Origin of the sequence: Dactylosporangium sp. NPDC050688 (assembly GCF_040654515.1) — a bacterium.
Taxonomy (GTDB): Bacteria; Actinomycetota; Actinomycetes; order Mycobacteriales; family Micromonosporaceae; genus Dactylosporangium.
Genome location: NZ_JBFAIC010000036.1, coordinates 1 through 17,408 on the forward strand (window position 1 = coordinate 1; position 17,408 = coordinate 17,408).

The 17,408-nt window shown below is 68.1% G+C and carries 11 protein-coding genes; 6 read left to right on the forward strand and 5 right to left on the reverse strand.

Annotated elements, in window-relative coordinates:
• Positions 1-82: 82 nt before the first annotated feature.
• Entirely contained in the window at positions 83-679 is a 597-nt protein-coding gene (locus tag AB0H83_RS29435) for a hypothetical protein (protein WP_360100106.1), read from the reverse strand.
• Positions 680-892: 213 nt separating this feature from the next.
• On the opposite strand from AB0H83_RS29435, the gene AB0H83_RS29440 reads away from it, so the two are divergent.
• The gene (locus AB0H83_RS29440; RefSeq protein WP_360100109.1) at positions 893-1,396 is read left to right on the forward strand and encodes a hypothetical protein; all 504 of its coding nucleotides are present in this window, start codon (positions 893-895) and stop codon (positions 1,394-1,396) included.
• Between the two features lie 60 nt (positions 1,397-1,456).
• Positions 1,457-2,107, forward strand: a complete 651-nt coding sequence (locus tag AB0H83_RS29445; RefSeq protein ID WP_360100112.1) for a hypothetical protein — start codon at positions 1,457-1,459, stop codon at positions 2,105-2,107.
• Here the strand turns inward: AB0H83_RS29445 and AB0H83_RS29450 are convergent.
• The 4 genes from AB0H83_RS29450 to AB0H83_RS29465 form a co-directional block, all read right to left on the reverse strand.
• Positions 2,083-3,174, reverse strand: coding sequence for an integrase core domain-containing protein (locus AB0H83_RS29450; protein ID WP_360100115.1), 1,092 nt, complete (start codon positions 3,172-3,174; stop codon positions 2,083-2,085). The genes AB0H83_RS29445 and AB0H83_RS29450 overlap by 25 nt on opposite strands.
• An 817-nt stretch (positions 3,175-3,991) precedes the next feature.
• Positions 3,992-6,325, reverse strand: a complete 2,334-nt coding sequence (locus AB0H83_RS29455; RefSeq protein WP_360100118.1) for a protein kinase — start codon at positions 6,323-6,325, stop codon at positions 3,992-3,994.
• A gap of 245 nt (positions 6,326-6,570) precedes the next feature.
• Positions 6,571-8,115 carry a hypothetical protein gene (locus AB0H83_RS29460; RefSeq protein ID WP_360100121.1) on the reverse strand — a complete coding sequence of 515 codons (1,545 nt, stop codon included), beginning with the start codon at positions 8,113-8,115 and terminating at the stop codon, positions 6,571-6,573.
• A gap of 812 nt (positions 8,116-8,927) precedes the next feature.
• Complete coding sequence (locus tag AB0H83_RS29465; RefSeq protein ID WP_360100124.1) at positions 8,928-10,313, reverse strand: IS1380 family transposase; 1,386 nt, start codon at positions 10,311-10,313, stop codon at positions 8,928-8,930.
• Positions 10,314-10,570: 257 nt separating this feature from the next.
• On the opposite strand from AB0H83_RS29465, the gene AB0H83_RS29470 reads away from it, so the two are divergent.
• The 4 genes from AB0H83_RS29470 (at position 10,571) to AB0H83_RS29485 (ending at position 17,307) form a co-directional block, all read left to right on the forward strand.
• Entirely contained in the window at positions 10,571-11,968 is a 1,398-nt protein-coding gene (locus AB0H83_RS29470; RefSeq protein ID WP_360100127.1) for an IS1380 family transposase, read from the forward strand.
• Positions 11,969-12,188: 220 nt separating this feature from the next.
• Positions 12,189-12,997, forward strand: a protein-coding gene (locus tag AB0H83_RS29475) for an IS5 family transposase (protein WP_360100130.1) whose coding sequence is annotated in 2 segments (ribosomal slippage) — positions 12,189-12,524 and positions 12,527-12,997 — 807 coding nt in all. Because the reading frame shifts where the segments join, the coding sequence is not laid out codon by codon here.
• A 282-nt stretch (positions 12,998-13,279) separates the two neighbouring features.
• Positions 13,280-14,812, forward strand: a complete 1,533-nt coding sequence (locus tag AB0H83_RS29480) for a hypothetical protein (protein WP_360100133.1) — start codon at positions 13,280-13,282, stop codon at positions 14,810-14,812.
• A complete protein-coding gene (locus AB0H83_RS29485; protein WP_360100136.1) occupies positions 14,809-17,307 on the forward strand; it encodes a hypothetical protein in 2,499 nt (832 codons plus the stop codon). Before AB0H83_RS29480 ends, AB0H83_RS29485 begins: the two co-directional genes overlap by 4 nt.
• Positions 17,308-17,408: the final 101 nt, after the last annotated feature.

Sequence of the window (17,408 nt, forward strand, 5' to 3'; positions counted from 1 at the left end):
CTCGGGCTGCCCTCAGCTTCACCACCCTGCTACGACAGGACAGCGGTGCAGGTCTCTCACCTCCACACGATCAACAAGCGCCTCACGGCGCACGAAGAACAGCACGTAGATGCGTTTGAGGAGCACGGTGTCGACGGTGAAGAAGTCGCAGGCCAGGATCGTGTGGGCCTGTGCGGTGAGGAACTGCGGCCAGGTGGGTCCGGTCCGGCGGGGTGCCGGGTCGACGCCGGCCCGGTGCAGGATCTTCCAGACCGTGCTGGCCGCGATCCGGTAGCCAAGGCGAGCCAGCTCTCCCCTGTATTCGGCGGTGGCCCCATGTCGGGTTCTCCGCGGCCAGACGCAGGACCAGGTCGCGGTGTTCCCGGTCGATGGGTGGCCGGCCGGGTCGTGCGTGCGGATAGGTCCAGTGCCGTGCGATCAGCTCCCGGTGCCAGCGCAACAACGTGGCCGGGGTGACGAAGAACGCCGACCATTGCGGTCGGGGCAGTAGTCGCGACAGCGCGGCCAGCACCGCCCGGTCCTCGGGCTGCAGGTCGGGGCGGTGGACCTGTCGGCGCAGGACCGCCACCTGATGGCGCAACACGAGCAGTTCGACGCCTTTCGCGCCGCCGTCGCGGGCGAGCTGGGTGAGCATCTGCAGAATCTGGCGTAGGAGCAGGTACACCAGCGAAGCGGTCATGACCTCGATTGTCGCCGCTAGTACCGCCGGGCAGACTCCACACAAAATCGCACGTCACAGCCCCAACCGGATTTACGAGCCCGACAGGCGCGATCGACGACGTCCACCTGTACCAAGGCATCCTCAACGACCGCGAGATCGCCAACATCTCCAGCGGTAGCTGACGCTCCACCCGTCCACCTAGGATCTCCTGCTGTGCACGTTCGGAGGAACATGCGAACTCTTGCGTCGGTCGCGTTTGTCTCGCTCGTCGCGCTGACGGCGTGCGGCAAGCCCGTGCAGCCGCCGCCCGTGCCGGTGCCGGTGCCGACAACGGATCAGACACCCGCGTCGTACGAGAAACTGGTCGGCGAGTGGCACTCGACGATGACCGACTCCCTGCACCTGGAGGGCATCATGCTGGAGCAGCCGATGCCCTCCGGTGAATGGGACTTCCGCTTCCGGGCGCGGTGCTCCGGCACCGGCACGCTGTCGTTCAGCGTGCGCGGGAAGGCCTTCAACCAGTGGGGCAAAGTGCCGCAATGCACCGGCAAGTGGCTGCTCGACAGCAACTTCTTCCCGCCCTTCCGCCACGACGACAACCCCCACGAAGGCGGCCCCTACACCGTGATCTTCGACGCGGAGGCCACCGTCACCTCCTGGGACGTGGAGGCCTACGCGACACAGCTCGGCAACCGCCCATCGCGGACGCCATCACCGTCGCCGTCGTCGACGTGACCCGCGGCCGGGTTCGGCACCGGCGCCGGATCGTCGCCGTCGCCGCGGTGGCGCTGCTCGGTGCAGTCGTGGCCGTGCTGTCCCGGTCCCGGTGCCGAACCCGGCGGCGCTGCCGTCCCGCGCAGCGTCGAGCTGCCATACTTCTGGCAGGCGACGGTCGAGATGGCGCCGCCGGGCGCGGCCTCGGTCCTGTTCGGCGGCGACGGCCTGGGACTGGACGAGGACGTCTTCGAGGGTGAGAGCAGCAGGCTCGCCGTGCTCGGCCGCAACGGCGACTACCGCGCGCTGCGCTTCCCCGACCACGGCGGGCGCGCCGGGCAGGACGTGCAGCTGTCGCCGGACGGCAACCTGCTCGCGGAGACCGTCGAGGCCGGCGACCCGCCCGGGTGGCGGCTGCTGGTCACCGACCTGCGCACCGGCCGCAGCCGCGACTACGTCGGCAGCGCGACGAGCTGCTGCGCGCAGGTGGTGGCCTGGCGGCCGGACAACGGCGCCGTCTTGGTGCTGCAGGCCGGCGACGGCTACCTGACCGCCGGCCCGCCGGCGCAGTACGTCCTGGTCGACCTGGCCGGCGGCGCTGTGACGCCCATCGACGACAGGCTTCGGCGGGACTGGTCCACCACGGCGTGGGCGGCCGCGTTCGCCCCCGACGGGCACTGCGGGTGCCGATTAATCATTCGGCCTGGTCAGGCGGCACGTTGGTACTCGTGAAGGGCGCCGCCGAGTCGGTCTCGCCGGCGGACTTCCAGGTGCCTGATTTGCGTTGGCAGGCTGATCGGTTCGGGTAATGGGCGTAGCGGCGCGGCTTGGCCCAGGGTTCGGTGCGGGCGATGGCAGTTGTAGAAGGTCTCGAACTCGCGGAGCGCGTGCAGGAGGTGGCGCTGGTTCCAGATCAAGGTGCGGTCCAGGAGCTCCTTGCGGCAGCTCAGTATCCAGCGTTCCATGATGGAGTTCATTCGGGGTATCCGTATGCCGGTAGTGATGACCGTCAGTCCGGTGTCGGTCAGCAGGGCGTCGAAGGCGGCCGTGAACTTTGAGTCTCGGTCACGGATCAAGAACCTGGCCCTGCTTCCCACCTCTTCCAGGTCCATCACGACGTTGCGTCCGAGCTGAACGATCCAGTCCGCGGTGGGGTGTGCGGTGGCGCCCAGGATCCGGATGCGCCTCGTTGAGTGCTCGATGACGGCGAAGACGTACAGGCGCGCTCCGGTCAGGGTGCGGGTCTCGAAGAGATCGCAGGCGAGCAGCGCTTCTGCTTGGCTGCGCAGGAAGGCGGCCCAGGTGGTGCTCTGTCGTTCGGGAGCGGGTGGGATGCCGTGTTCTTTGAGGATCTCCCAGACGGTGGAGGCGGCGACCTTGATGCCCAGGGCGGCGAGTTCGCCGTGGATGCGGCGGTAACCCCACGAGGCATTCTCACTGGCCAGGCGCAGGACCAGGGTGCGGATCGAGCGGACGGTGGGTGGGCGCCCGCGTCGCTTCGGCACACAGGTCGCAGCGTGGCGCCGCTTGAGCAGGTCGCGGTGCCAGCGCAGGATCGTGTCCGGGCGGACCAGCAGCAGGAGCTGCTGCAGCTTCTTCACCGGGAGGTGGTGGAGCAGGCCGGCGAGGACAGCGCGGTCGGCGTTCGTGAACGTGGGCTTGCCGACCTGGCGCTGCAGGACGAGCAGTTGATGCCGCAGGGCAAGGATCTCGATGTCTTTGTCCCGGTCACTCATCGGCAGCAAGCGCAGCAGGGCGAAGGCGTTGGTCGCGGCGAGGTAGGCCAGGCGCAGCAGCACGACAGATCCTATGCCGTCCACCCCTGTCCACATGAAGCCAGCGGGGGCGGTCGGCGGTCGTGCCAGAGATTGCCGATCAAGGCCGTGACCTGGCCGGATGATTAGTCGGCACCCGCAGAGCCAGCCCAGCGCGCGGAACAGGGCACCATCGGCGATCCTGCCCCGGTTGTCGACGGCGGCGAACCCGTACACCGTTGAGCGGGTGCGTCGGGCCTGGAGTTGAGCCATGGGCAGCACGCGTCGCTGTCCCGGACGATGTTGATCGCTGGGCCTGCGGTGCCGTCGAGGACGGAATCACCGCCGGGATCGTGGAGCCCGTCATGAGGTCCACCCGCCTTCGCGGGGACCCGACGGACGTCGCGTGAACGCTACAGGCGAATGTCGGAAGGCACCCGAACACTCGCCCGTCAGATGTGGCATGTGTGCAACGAATGTGTGTCGAAGGGGGGATCTTGACACAAAAAGCCAGCACACACGCCGGAAGCGTGTGCACATGCCGGTAGCGTAGCCAGCTCAGCGTACGACCTCAACCGCATAGACGGCAGTCCCCGGAAGAGTGAATCGGCAGGGTGGCTTCATCGGTAAGAGAGTCGATGCAGCCGCAGCACGTTCCCGGGTCTCTCGGCCAGCTTCCGCGGCGATAGCGGTCCAGGGCGCGGCTGCTGCTCGTCCCGGCGCAACACATGCTGTGTCGCGAGTCCGCGCCCGTGGAAGGACGTGCACCATCGGGTCCGGGCTGAACGGGCCCGGGATGCCGGGATGTGGCTGGTGTCAGCGGACGCCACTGGCGAATGTCGGAAGTTGGTGACTTTCCCGGCTACTGCTCGTCGATGGTCGTGGTCAGGGGAATGTCGGCGTCTGTCGGGATCAATGCGAGGAGTTCGTCGACGGTGGCGGGTCTGTCCTTGATGTTCCAGCGCGTTGCCGCTTCGGCGGGAGCTAGCCACGGCCCGCTCGGCGGCAGGAGCGGAACGTTCGCGAGCGGCCAGCGGCCGGTCAGGGCCCAGCCGATGATCTGTCCGATGGCATAAATGTCGGTCTGTGCGGGGACGGTGTGGGCGTTGACAGACAGTTCTGGCGCGGCGAAGCCTTCGGTGCCGAACATGCCTCCGATCTGGGTTCGTTGCGGGTCGGTGGTCTGGCCTCTGGGGCGTCGTCCGAGGCCCCAGTCGGCGACCAGCCATCGGCCGCTGATGCGGAGGATGTTGTCTGGTTTGAGGTCGCGGTGGATCCAGCCGAGAGCGTGCGGTTCGCGGAGTGCTTCGCAGATGGCGGTGACGAGGTCACGGAGCGTTGCCTCGTTGGCGAGTTCAGGGGCGACGGTCTGGGCGGAGTCGTCGGCGAGCGGCATGACGAACCAGTCGTGGCCGGGGCCGTAGTCCAGGATCGGCATGACGTGGGGGTGGCTGCCGAAGCGTTGGGCGGCGTCGACCTCGCGGCGCATCCGTGCGGTGGCGTCACGGTTCGTGAACTGCAGGCGTTTGAGCGCGACGCGGATCCCGGTGGGTTTGTGGGTGGCGCCGAAAACGATTGCCTGACCGCCTCGGTTGATGGGTCGATGGTCGAGGGCGTAGTCGCCGCGGTTGCCGCGGGCGGCGAGTCGGACCGGGGCGTAGGGATCGGGCGCTTCGGTTGGCACCGTCACGGGGTCCGGGGCTGACATGACGGTGGCGCTGGTCGAGCTCGGTCGTCGCGGGGTTGGCGTCGTGCTGCCGTGTGGTGTCGGTGCCGCCGCCGGGCCTACGGGTCGCGGGCTCAGCTGCGGCGGGTGTACCGCGATGAGGACAGGGTGTGGCGTCAGCAAGTCGTTGCCGCGGACGTCGCCGAGGAGGACGAGCCGTCCATCGGTGTCGGTGGTCAGCCCGTTGACGCGGTTGGTGGGGATGTCAGCGACGAGTTCGCTGGCTCGGGTGGTGGTGTCGGTGCGGTACAGCGTCGCGCCAAGCCCGCGGCCTGACGGCGAGGCGGTGATCACGGTATGCGGGTTCGTGACGACGATATGCCCTGGATGATGGTGCGGTGTCTCGATCCAGTCCTCGCGCCGCACGAGGGTGCTGCGGGCGAGGTCGACGACTGCGGAGTGTCCGCTGGCGGCGAGGAAGAAGCGGAGCCCGTCGAGCCATCCTGCGGTGTGGACGACGGCCCCGAACTCGACGCGGTGCGGGTGCTGTGCACCGAGCGTGTCGCCGAGCCGGGTCAGCGTCAGAGTGCCCGCGGCGCCGGACCCTGACAGCATCCACGGCTCGCCACCGGGCCCGGGCAGCAACGCCAGCGCGTCAGCGAATCCGCCTCCGACCAGGGTCAACATCTCGTCTTTCCAGCGGATCACGGCGCCGCCGCACACCGTAAGGATTGCGCCGTCCGCGGCGAGGAGCGGGTTGCCGCGGCATCCGCGCACCGGGACAAGCCAGTTGGTGGAGCCCCGTTTGAGGTCCAGGTCGAGGATGCCGTCTGGGACGGTGATCAGACCGCGGTCGCGGTCCGCGGCGGTATATCCCCATGCGTCTGGCCACGGGGCAACGCCGCTGAGGAGATGCTGGACCAGGGCTCCCGGCGCTGCATCGTCCAGCAGTGGCCAGGGTGGCGGCAGCCGATCCGGTGTCACGAACACCGGCGGTTCTGGAAGCGTGCCGGACGTCAGCAGCTCCGTCACGCCGGTGTGTGGCTGGTTGTGGAACTGCGCCCGTTCGGCAACCTCGGCCAGGAGTTCGATCGGGCCGATGAGCTCACCCAGCATCGCCTCGACATGCTGCCCGTCGAGCAGCACGACGCCGGTATGGCCGGCGGCCTGCAGCTTCTCCACGACGCCGGGCGCGTAGCCGGCCATCGACAGCAGGACCGGCACGACGGTTGGCCGCGTCGCTGCGGCCCGGGTCAGCTCGTCGACTTGGCCAGCCTCTACCGGGTCTCGGCCCCAGGTCTCGAGCAGGTACTGGACACCATCGATCCGCATCAAGCAGGCGGCGGCAAGGCCGAGGATCGACGGCACTCGGCGACCGGCAGCGCCGGCGTTCGCGAACACCTCGGCCACCAGGGTGGCCAGGCGATCGCCGCAGTCGTCGTCGGCAAGGTCGTGTTGCTCATCCAGGAACTGGGCGTACCGCGCGACGGGCAACAGCCCACTAGCGTCCGGCTCGGTCGGGTCGGTCACTTTGTACTATTACCTCCGCTCCGCAGGGCGGAGAGTGCGCGGATCTCGTGCGGTGACTGTGGCTGCACTCAGGCTAGCGTGCCGCGGCAGTCGTCGTGTGGCCTCCTGTCCGAGGGATGGGGACACTGAGGTCCGGCTTCAGCTGGCAACCGGCCTGAGAGGGCTCGGTGGTGATGCGGACGCGATTCGGATGCAGCTCGAAGCATTGCTGGCGAGCGACTCCAGCGCCCACGTACGTCAGGCCGTCAAGGATGCTGTGTTCGCTCACGAGCCGCCGCTTGGGTGAAGGTGACCAGCGGCGCCCGGTCGTCGTCGTGGTCCAAAACACTTGGACGGCCGGGGAAATACAGCGGGCGGTCCCCAGCAGCTTCAGCATCGATGGCAGCGAGTGTCGAACGCCAGTGTTCCCGCCACGCCGTCCGGAGGGTGTCGTCGACCATGACGGTGTCAACGCCGGCGTCGTTGTCCAGCGTCCACAGCGGGGCACTGCCGGCAGCGAGGCAGATCCTGGCGAGCAGACTGCGTCGAACGAGATCTCGCAGCCGCTCTACAAGGTAGGCGGTTGCTTCGCCGTCGCGCGCATCGCCGGGGACGGTTGAGACCTTCCGGACAATCTTGAGGAGATCCTTTGTCTTGATTGCACCTCCGTGTACGAGCATTGAGCGGATTCCGTAGATCAGCCCAACGTCAGCGAAGATCTTTCCGGTTGGGTCGCGCTCCGTCGCGAGGAGCGTGGCGGCGCGCATCCTCAGGCGCAGCGTGACGTCGTCCTTCGCGGTGCCCGACATAGTGGCCTCGAACGCGGTGGCGAGGTCGACGATCTGCTCGTGCCACGCATGTGCGTGGAACGAGAGGAGGAATTTGTGCATGGCCATGCCGAACGAAGTGAAGAGCATTCCAGGCTGTTCCCGCTGCGCACTGGCGAGAAGCCGTTCGAGGCCGTCGACGCGGGGCGAATCCTTCTGGTCGAGCGTGATGACCCGGGTCGCGAGCTGGGTGGGCGACATGAGTGAGGGGCCCGCGCCGCGGAATTGGACCAATGTCGGGCTGAATTCGCGCACTGAGTGGGTTCCGCCCTGTACCTCGAACATCGACTCGCTGGTGCCGGGCTTGAGTAGCCGTACGAGTAGGAGAAAGCGTTCGATGCGGTTCGACAGCGGCTCATGTAGGTCGAACGGTCGTGGTCCGGCGTCGCGGGCGACGATGACGCATTGCGGGGATCCGAAGCCGCCCGGGGTGACTCGGCTGTACGCACTGGACGCATACGGGATGACGTCCGAGATAATCGTGTAGAGGCCTCGCTGGACGCGGTTGGGCCCGGACGCAGTCGGTTCAACACGCACGCCGGCAAAATCGACAGGCTGACGGTCGACGGTCGTCATGTAGGAGACGGCGCGGCAACATGCAATCTCGAACGATTCAGCTCGAACGGCCGACACCATGTCGTCGATGGACTGTGTTGCGGATCCGCCATCGACGGTGAACGCCTCACCGGCCTGTGAGAGGCGAGCAACGAACGTCTCGAGGAAGCTGAAGATGTAGCCGCCTGGAAAATGCCGCTGACCGGCCGGAGCAGCTGGCGCGAATCTCTCGTGTGCTGCAGCAACTGCTGCTTCCAGCACAGCGTGTTCCCGCAGACCCATGATGATGTCACCGGTGTAGTCTCGACCAACTCTGATGTATGGATGATGCAGCGGCGGCGGGACTACATGGTGCTCCCGGAGCCGGGGCCAAGCTGCGGCGAGGAACGCCCGCGCGGCCACTCGCAGCCCGCTTTCGATCTCATCCATCGGCTAAGAATGGCGCACCGGCGTCAGGTTGTGCGCACCAATTTCGTGCGCGGGACGCTGCCGGCCCTGCGGCCGGTGGGAGGAGGAGCAGTTGACGGCCGTGCGGCACCCGGAACCCCTCGGCAGGCCCGGCGAAGTCGGCCACCGTCCTGGGCTGACGATTTGCCCTACCAGCAGTGCCGCGAGGTGCTCGACAGCCTCGGCCTCCCGTCCTGGGGCCGGCCCGGCGGGGACGGCTCCGGACGACGGATTTCGCCCAAGTAGGACCTGCCAGTCCGATAACGTTCGCCGATTGGGCGATCGATGCTGCACGCACGTCTGCGGCCACGCAATGGCGCACGATCGGCCGCCGTCGACACGATCCGGCCTCCGTGCCGGAGGTCCGCCCGCACGGCGTTGGCGGGACCGGACGTTGACATGCGGCTCGCCAGTCGTCTGGTGTCGTGCGAGCTACAGCGCGACCTCGTCCTGATCCATTGTGTTGCTTTCAAGCGTCTCAGCCGTTCGTGCAGAGCCAGCTTCTGCGTGTTCGGGCAATTCCGGGTCGAGGGGCCTTGCGTACGGCTTGGGGCGGGTGGCGTCGACCGCCCGCACCTTGGCGGTTGCGGCCTTCAGCGCATCGCGGAGGTCCTTGGCCTTAACCTCGATCCGTGGATCGGTGCTGACATTGGTCGTTGGGTTGGGTCGAATTGATCTTGTTGGGTTGAGGGCGTGGTTGTGTTGCTGGCCTCGATCCAGCGTGCTCGGTTCCTGGTGTGGTTGGTTGCGGGGTGGGGTGTTGCGTGGTGGTGCGCGCGGCGGGGTGGTCTGTCTCAGGTGGCGAAGACGGCGTTCCAGAGGTTGCGCCAGGCTCGGGTGCGGGGCCAGTGCGCGGGCAGGTGCAGGATCGGGCGGCGTTGGGGACGGGCCAGCCGGGCCGGGATGTTGATCAGGTGGGTGCGCAGGGTGGCGCCGCGGGCTGTGGCGTAGCGGGTGGTGCCGGTGAGCGTGCCGGCGGCGCGGAGCAGGTTGTGGCAGATCGCGGCGAGGATGGTCCAGGCGGCGTTGGCGCCGAACACCCCGGAGGGTTGGTGGGCCCAGGGGCCGTCGATGAGGTCGGACCAGACGGTTTCGCAGAGGGCGTGCTGGCGGTGGGTGAGGTCGGCGTCGGTGACCGGCTCTGTGGTGTTGGTGAAGAACGGGTGGTAGCGCCAGACCGGGAACAGCGGGTCCTGGGGGTTGGCGTCCAGCACGCGGCGCACGACGAGCCAGCCGGTGGTCTCGTGGCGGGTGCCGGCGAACGCGGTGTAGGGCACCTCGGCGACGTGGGCGTCGGAGATCAGCGCGCCGGTGTCGGGGTCGATGATGGCGCCGGGGTAGCGCACCGGTGTGTACTGCTCGTCGCTGATGGCGGCGATCGCGGCGTCGACGGCCCGGTTGCGGGCGATCGTGAACGAGAACTGCGCTCCTGCTTTGGCGACCGCGGTGACGACCTTGCCGGAGCAGTAGGCGGAGTCGCCGCGGACCAGGATGTTCGCCGGGTCCGCGCCGGCCGCCACCGCGGTGTTGAGGGCTTCGGTGGCCATGCTCGCCGCGCCCTTGCCGGAGCCGGCGCGTCCGGCCCGTAACCGGACCCCGGCCAGCACCGGCGCCGCTTTGCGGGTGCTGATGGTGACGGCGAGCGGGGACAGGCCCCGCCGTAGCACGGTCTTACCCGCGATCTTCGTATGGCCGAACGACGCACCGTGCTTGGCGCGGCCGTATACCGGACGCAGTAACGAGTCGATGTCGATGAACACGCGCTCGTCGATCCCGGCCAGCACCGGGGTGCGTGCGGCGAGGGCGAGGAGGTGCCGGTGCAGTACCGCTGACAGTTGCCGGGTGTGGCCGTGGGTGAACTCCCGCAGCAGGATCCCCAACGTGGAGGCGGCGTAGACGCCGCTGAACAGTTTGCTCGTCCCACCGGCGCGGATGACGTCGAGGTCGTCGATGCTGTCCGCGCCGGCAGCCATCCCGGCGATGATCGACGTGAGTTTCGGTGTTGCGTTGGCCGCCCCGGACGTGACCCGCTCGCAGGCGAACCGCACGTGCTCGTCCAGCAGTTGCGGTAACCCCGTCTGCTCGGCCAGTTCCAGCAGCGGGACGAGGCCCGCGTGCGACACGAGATTGCCCTCGTCGAACACCTCGCTGTCTGCGCGCCAGGCATGAGAAGCTTGCACCGAGAGTGTCCTTCCAAGCTGGTCTGGTCAGGGTCCTAGACAAACCCGATCCTCCCAGCCGACAGGGCACTCTCGTCACATCTCCACACCGGTTCTGGTCACGGCAGAGCAATCCGATCCACGGATCGAGGCTTAGCCTCGATCCACCGATGGGCATCGAGATGTGATGGTGTGGCGGGTATGGGAAATGCCCTCTGAGCTGGGATGATGGGAGTTCTCTAGGCTTCCGTCATCCTGCTCGAGAGGGCATCTCGTAGGTGCGATTGTTGCATGTTGGCCGTGCGGTGGGCGCGGTGTTCGATGAGGCGAATCTGGTGTCGTGTGCCGGGCTGGTCCCGGTGATGGGGTTGGCCGAGCGGGTCGATCTGGCCGGGCTGGTCGGGGGTCGGGTCAGCCCGGACATGTCGACCGGGTCGAACCCGGGCGGGAAGGCCGCTGCGGTCGTGGCTGGGATGTGCGCCGGCGCGGACAGCATCGATGACCTGGACGTGTTGCGGCACGGTGGGATGGGCAGGCTGTTCGCCGGGGTGTACGCGCCGTCGACGTTGGGGTCGTTCCTGCGGTTCTTCACCTGGGGTCATGCCCTGCAGTTGGAGGCCGCCGGCCGGGATCTGCTGACCGCGCTCGCGGCGGCGACGCCGTTGCTGCCGGGCGCGGCGACGCAGACGTACGTGGACGTGGATTCGTTGCTGCGCAGGGTTTACGGCCACGGCAAGCAGGGCGCGTCGTTCGGGCACGCGAAAGTCGGCGGGTACAACGTCAGGCTGCGTGGCCTGTCACCGCTGGTCGCCACGATCAGCACCCCGCGGTCGGCGCCGGTGATCGCCGCGACCCGGCTGCGCGGCGGCAGCGCAGGCTCCAGCCGTGGCGCGGCGTCGCTCATCACGCAGGCGATCCGCACCGCCAGGGCGTGCGGCGCGACCGGCCCGGTCCTGGTCCGCGCCGACTCCGCGTTCGGTTCCGGCGCCGTGGTGTCGGCCTGCCGCAAGGCCGGCGTGAACTACTCGGTGACCCTGCAAACCAACCCGAAGATCCGCGCGGCGATCGCCGGCATCGACGAGACCGCCTGGACCCCGGTCCGCTACCCCGGCGCTGTCCAGGACCCGGACACCGGCGACTGGATCTCCGACGCGCAGGTCGCCGAAACCGGATACACCGCGTTCGAGACCAGCAGCCACAAGGTCACCGCCCGGCTCGTCGTACGCCGCGTCAAGGAACGCAACCCCGCGCCACCCGGCCAGGAGGAACTGTTCCCGCTCTGGCGGCATCACGCGTTCCTCACCGACACCGACGAGTCCACCGTGGACGCCGACCTCACCCACCGCGGGCACGCCGTCGTCGAACAGGTCTTCGCCGACCTCATCGACGGACCACTCGCCCACCTACCGTCCGGCCGGTTCGCCGCCAACGCCGCCTGGCTCACCCTCACCGCGATGACCCACAACCTCCTGCGCGCCGCCGGTAGTCTCACCGGCCCCCGCTACAGCACCGCCCGGACCGCCACCATCCGCCGGCACCTGATCACCATCCCCGCCCGCCTCGCCCGCCGAGCCCGACGCCTCACACTGCACCTGCCCAGCCGATGGCCCTGGCAACAGGCGTGGCAAACCCTCTTCCACCACATCCACCCACCACCCGCCACACCTGAACCCTGACCACCCGCCCACCCGGGCCCAACCGCCACCACGGAGCACGCCGGAGCGCCCGGCGGCACAGCCACACCCACCGAACAACACATCCGCAGACTTCAATGCACAGCAACCGCAATCCACCGACATCAAGATCGTCGGTGGATCGAGGCTAAGGGAGTGTCTCAGTTGGTGAGGCCGCCGCCTGGGGCATGATCTCCTATTCGTGGCCGATGTGGTGGATGACATGATCCGGACCTGGGCGCCGGACGAGTTGTGGAGTGTGGCGCAGCCGCTGATCCCGGTGCCGCCGCCGCGGCCGCAGGGTGGCGGGAAACGGCGGGCTGATGACCGGGCGGTGCTGGCCGCGCTGCTGTACATGGTCCAGGCGGGCTGTTCGTGGCCGAAGCTGCCGGCGGCGTTCTTCGGCGTCTCCCGGGCCACGGTGCACCGCAGGTTCACCGAGTGGACCCGCTTCGGGCTGTGGGAACTGCTGCACCAGCGGCTGCTGGACCGGCTGAACGTCGCCGGTGAGATCGACTGGTCGAGGGCAGTCGCGGACTCGATCAGCGTCCGGGCGCTGAAAAGGGGGATCTGACCGGGCCAAACCCGGTCGATCGCGGCAAACCAGGCTCGAAGATCCACGTGCTGTGCGACCGGCGCGGGATCCCGCTCAGCGTCCTCATCTCCGCCGCGAACACTCCCGACGCGCAGTTGCTGTTCCCGCTGCTGGACTCCGTCGCCCCGACCAGATCCCGCCGCGGCCGGCCCCGCCGCAGGCCGGGCAAGCTGCACGCCGACAAGGCCTACGACCACAAAGCCATCCGTGCCGAGGTCCGCCGCCGCGGCATCGCCGTGCGGATCGCCCGCAAGGGCATCGAGTCCTCGCAACGCCTCGGACGGCATCGCTGGATCGTCGAGGCGTGCCTGTCCTGGCTGATGAACAACCGCAGACTCGTCCGCCGCTACGACCGCAAAGCCGAGCATTTCCAGGCCTTCGCCGACCTCGGCGCCATCCTCATCTGCTACCGCCGACTGACCAAGGCCACCATCTGAGACACCGCCTAAGGCGTGCCTATGTGGTGTGCGCGTATACCGCCACATGATGTTAGTGATGCGACACCACCAACAGTGGTGTCGAAGGGGATGAGCCCATACTCATGGAATAGTTGCGCAGATTTCATGTCCATGCGCAGGTCGAATTCGTGCTGACTGTCCCACACGCCTGCACCGCCACTCGTCGCCCGGCTCTGTCCTGCCGGGTACGACCGGCTGCCAGAACGGAGGGTCGTTCGGACCGAGGCGGTCGGGCAGACTGTCGCGAAGCGCAATCCAGGAATGACCGAGCGGAAGGCACGGATGCTGATCGCCGGACCGGCCTGGACAGCAAAGGCGGACAGCCCTCAGGACACCGGCCGGCAGCCGCTCGCGGTCGAAGCTGTGACCGCCGCGCACGCCGGTGAGCTGATTCCCGGAGTCATCACTACCACCCCGCACGCGCGGTACCTCTCCCTGCACGCGGCGGTGGCCGCGGAAGCCCGTCGGCTGGGCTGGGGCGCAGCGGATCAGCCGGCGTTCCGTCAGCTGCTCCGACGAGCCGAAGTGGTGCTTGCGGCGGTTTCAGCCCAGCATGACGGGGCTAAACCCGCTCTCCATCGACGGCTCGGCGGTGCACAAGCACCGCACGGCATCAACGCGGTCAAGCGCTGGAAGCTGCACAACCACGACTTCATCGACATCGCCGCTGTCGCGGACGAATACAGCAACAGCGAGGACGGGTTCTACGGCACCTACAGTGGCGTCGAAAGCGTGCTCGGTCTCGTCGAACGCGACACGGTCCCAGCACCCGGACCGGCGTCGGCGGCCGGCGAGCTCGCAGCCCTCAACGAGATCATCAAGCTCGCCGGTATGAGGGCGAAGTTGTCGACGAAGGACCTGAACAGACTCTCCCACCTTTGCCTGTGCCAGGTCGGATCCGCGCCGGACGGACGAAATCTTCGCCGGGCGTTCTTCGGCTCGCCGGGGCAGCCCGACGAGGTCGCTACCGTGCACCGGCTCAGCGCTCGCGTTGTGGTCGCGGCATTGGCCGGACAGCCTACGGACGATGGCATCAATCTCCTGATGGACCGGCTGTGCTGCTTCACTCCGGATCTCTCCGACGTGCTGCCCGACGCGGACCTGCGACTGCACGCGTTGCGATGGAGAGGCGCTCTGCTGCGGAACTGGTCAGTGTGGGCATGGCGGATGCTGTGGGCGGCGCTGGTCGACCCGCTGCAGAAGCCAGGCACCCGCGCCACCGCGACCGCGTCGTTCGTCTCAGGTCTGCCGGAAGCCACCGTCCAGTCCGTGCTGGTCGATGGGCTGCCGCCGCTGACAGACAGCGTCGGCAACCTCGAGCCGGCAGAGCACATGGTCTCCGCAGCGGTTCGCGGTCGATGGTCGGTGCTGCACATGCTGCAACTGCTCGCGATCGGGGCGCAGCGGGCGGACAGCCTTGACGGTGTCAGCCGTGACGCGTTCCTGCGGTTCGATCAAACGGGCCTCGGCCCGTCATGGGTTCGCAAGTGGCTGGAGCAGGACGCCGACCGGCCCCTGCCGGACGCTGCGGCATCACTCGCCGGCGAGATGTTCACCAGGGCCGAGAAGGTCAGCCGTCAGAAGATGCAGTGGACACGGCGAGGACTTCGCATGCCCACGAGGCTGCGCACCATCGGCGATCAGCTCCGCCTCGAAGGCGAGGAAGGTGACGGCCGGGCGTCACTGCGGCTCGAAACGTTCACGAGCGTGCTCCACCAACTCGGCATCCTCGGGATCACCGAAGACGGCAGGAAATGGATGTACGGACCTCACGAACCGCAGGCGCACGCATGACATCCCCGTTCGCAGAGACCACCGACTGGCAGGAGCTGGCCGGCGGCGCGCCCCCGCCCAAACTGCTCCACGCCAAACCGGTCCCGGACGCCGAAGAAGTCCTGGTCCTCACGTATACGTGCGATCTGTCGTTCGTCGAGGACGTCTGCGTCCCGCAGGCCAGAGCCACCGGCGCGCGGGTCACCGTCGTCTACGACGCCGATAAGGTCACCGGCGAGGCCGCACTGGCCGGTTTACCGGCCAGGGACTACATACCGGTGCCGGTGGTGTGCCGGGCAAACGGCGCATTCCATCCGAAGCTCGTCGTGATCGCATCGGGCACCGATGCGGTGATATCGATCGGTTCCGGCAACGCCACCACCTCCGGTTGGCACCACAACGCCGAGGTCTGGACCCATCTGCGGGCCGATGGCCCCACCGTGCCGGCTGTCGTCGGTGATCTCGCGGCGTGGCTGCGCCGGCTCCCCGACATCCTGTGGATCGACCGGCTCGGCGTCGAGCGGCTCAACGCGGTCGCCGACCTGCTCACAGCCCGCCCTGTGCAGCCGCAGGCCGGCGAACCTCTGCTGCTGGCCAATGACCAGATCTCGATTATCGATCAGCTCCCGTTTCCCGACCATCCAACTGACCTCCTCGTCGTTGCCGCACCGTTCTTCGACCCGGGGGCTGTCGCACTGACCGAGCTGATCCGGCGCACCCAGCCCGCCGAGGTCGACCTGCTGCTCACCCGCGACGTCCAATGCGACCCCGAAACCCTTGCACAGGCGGTGTCCTGGGTCGGCACCAGTTCGGTCTCGACTCCCGGCGGCACCAAGCGATACCACCACGGAAAGGTCTTCGAATGGTGGACCGGCGACAACGGCGTGATCGTCACCGGCAGCGCCAACTGCACCCGTGCGGCGCTGCTGGAGGCCACCGCTGCCGGCGGCAACTGCGAACTCGCTCTCCTGCAGGAAAGTGACATGTCGACGCTCGACGCGATGGAGTTCGAGCCCGTCGTCCTGGGCGATTCCTCGCTGCCAATCCGGAACCCCGGCGACGAGCACCGGCCGCCGAGGGTGCCGATGCGGGTGCTCGCCGTCCGATGGTTCCGGACCCGCGTCGAAGTCGTCCTCTTCGTCCAGGACGAACCACCGGCCCACGTCGTCGTCGACTTCGCCGAACAATCACACACGGTGCCACTCGTCAGCAGCGACGAACGTGTGCACACCTACGTCCTGAGCGCTGACCTGGGCCAGCCGGGACGCACCACGACCGTGCAGACCGTCGACGGCACCGTCGTCGCTGCCGCGCTCGTGACCGACGTCGATCACGCACTCACCAGGATCACCCGTCCGTCACCGCTGGAACAGACGACGCTGGCAGCGTTGCTCGGCGACGAGCATCAGGTGCGGGCCCTCTTCGAAGCCCTCGACGAGCTCGCCGCTGTGCGCCCGGTCGCGGCCGGTGCCGGCGGGACGGTGCCGGCGCGCCGTACCCGTCAGGAGGCGCAGCTGCGCAGCGCCGTGGGACCCGCGCTCGTGCATCTCGCACTGGGTCGTGACACCGGCCTAGCGCCGCAGCCGGCTGACGACGACGCCGTTGCTCCGGACGACCGGCGGCACGACGACGCGGACGAGCGCAGCGGTGAGTCGGCGGCCGGCGCTGAGGCCGCCACGGCCGCGCACACGGTCGACAACCTGGACCGGCGTCAGCGGGAACAGCTGCAACGTCGGTTTACCAGGCTGGTCGCCCGCAGTGCCGATTGGCCGTTGCCGGCGCAGCTCGCCGCGTTCCGAATCGTGCTCATCGTCTCCTCGGCGGGTCTGTGGCCGCACCCGGAACGCTGGACGCCGCTCGTCGGTGAAAGCCTGTGGAACCTGTGGTCCGCACCTGAAGACGACGCCTTCACCGGCGAGCATGCCGCGCTCGTGACGGTCGGACTCGCAGCCTTCCGCCACGGTCAGCTCTCGTGCCCGGCGACGCCCGAACTCGCCGGTTGGTTCGAGGAGTTCCGCACAGCGTTCCGGGAGTATGAGTCGTGGCTGAAGGCGGCTTCGGATGAGCTGCTCGACCGGTACACCGCCAACCTCAGCGGTGCCACGTTCGGGCTTCGCTTCACGGGGCGCAACGTGCGGGAGGATTTCGACTGGCTCCTCGGCAGAGATCCGATTGACGAGGCGATCGCAGGGCTGGCGCTCGGCGACGATGCGATCGAACGTTCGCCGGACGGCATCGTAAGGGTCCGCTCGGCGAAGGATTCGCGCCGAGTAGCGGTGCTTGTCCTCGATGCACTTCGCGACCATCCGGGCACCCACGTCGTAGTCGTCGGCCCGACCGGCGCGGAAACGCACGGTTGGTGGAATCCGCCGTGCCTGCGGCTGGTCATCCCGGCTGCCGGCGGCGCCTGGCAGTTGCTGACCTGGGCAAACCTGAAGACTGGCATTGCGAGCTACGCGCGAGTCCCGCTGCCACCCCCGACCACCCGCGAGCGCGTTGCCCAGCTCCCCGATTGACATCGCAGACACTGATCTCCCGGTCTGCGAAGGGCCAATGTGCCAGCAGGGGGTCTCAGCTAGCTTCAGCGGCAACCGGGTGGATGACCACTTTGAGCGTG

Bases quoted from the DNA above. Each gene is read 5' to 3' on its own strand.
- AB0H83_RS29435 (WP_360100106.1), bottom strand. From the start codon at position 679: ATGACCGCTTCGCTGGTGTACCTGCTCCTACGCCAGATTCTGCAGATG.
- AB0H83_RS29440 (WP_360100109.1), top strand. From the start codon at position 893: ATGCGAACTCTTGCGTCGGTCGCGTTTGTCTCGCTCGTCGCGCTGACG.
- AB0H83_RS29485 (WP_360100136.1), top strand. From the start codon at position 14,809: ATGACATCCCCGTTCGCAGAGACCACCGACTGGCAGGAGCTGGCCGGC.
- AB0H83_RS29480 (WP_360100133.1), top strand. From the start codon at position 13,280: ATGACCGAGCGGAAGGCACGGATGCTGATCGCCGGACCGGCCTGGACA.
- AB0H83_RS29460 (WP_360100121.1), bottom strand. From the start codon at position 8,115: ATGGATGAGATCGAAAGCGGGCTGCGAGTGGCCGCGCGGGCGTTCCTC.